This window comes from Virgibacillus sp. M23, from assembly GCF_034190895.1.
Classification (GTDB): Bacteria; Bacillota; Bacilli; order Bacillales; family Amphibacillaceae; genus Virgibacillus; species Virgibacillus salarius.
In genome coordinates, this window is sequence record NZ_JAWDHA010000160.1 from 1 (window position 1) to 617 (window position 617).

The 617-nt window shown below is 45.7% G+C and carries 1 protein-coding gene; it reads left to right on the plus strand.

Translation table 11 applies throughout. From position 1 onward, the window contains the following. Positions 1-175: 175 nt before the first annotated feature. Positions 176-617: cation:proton antiporter (locus RVS70_RS21790; RefSeq protein WP_321134809.1), on the plus strand; the 442-nt coding region annotated here is incomplete at its 3' end.

A 617-nucleotide genomic window follows, 5' to 3' on the forward strand; every position in this document is an offset into this window, starting at 1 on the left:
GTTCACTGTGAGCATATCATGAGAAAAATTACCCTAAAAAGGGTACTATAAAAGAAGACAAGTGTGGAGGAAACTCCTGCGAAACCACATATCGGATGCAAGGCCAGCCTGGCTCAGCGACTTTTAGACAAGACTCACCATGCACGAAAGACAACAGACGAAGGAGGTCATGCATTTGGACATATTTTTAGTTGTGCTTGTTTTATTAACGATTATTGCGATTTCTAATATCGTGAACCGATTTATTCCGTTTATTCCGGTGCCGCTGATTCAAGTGGCCCTTGGGATTCTTGCCGCCTCATTTCCACAGGGACTTCATTTTGAATTAAGCACCGAATTGTTTTTTGTTCTGTTTATTGCGCCTCTGCTATTTAATGATGGAAAGAGGACGCCGCGGGCGGAGCTTTGGAATTTAAGAGCTCCGATTTTATTGCTTGCCCTCGGCCTTGTGTTCGCGACTGTGATTGTAGGCGGCTATACGATTCACTGGATGATTCCTGATATTCCGCTGGCAGCGGCCTTTGGACTTGCGGCCATTCTTTCACCGACTGATGTCGTCGCTGTCAGCGCATTATCAGGAAGAGTGAAAATGACAAAAGGGAGTCTTCGCCTGCTTG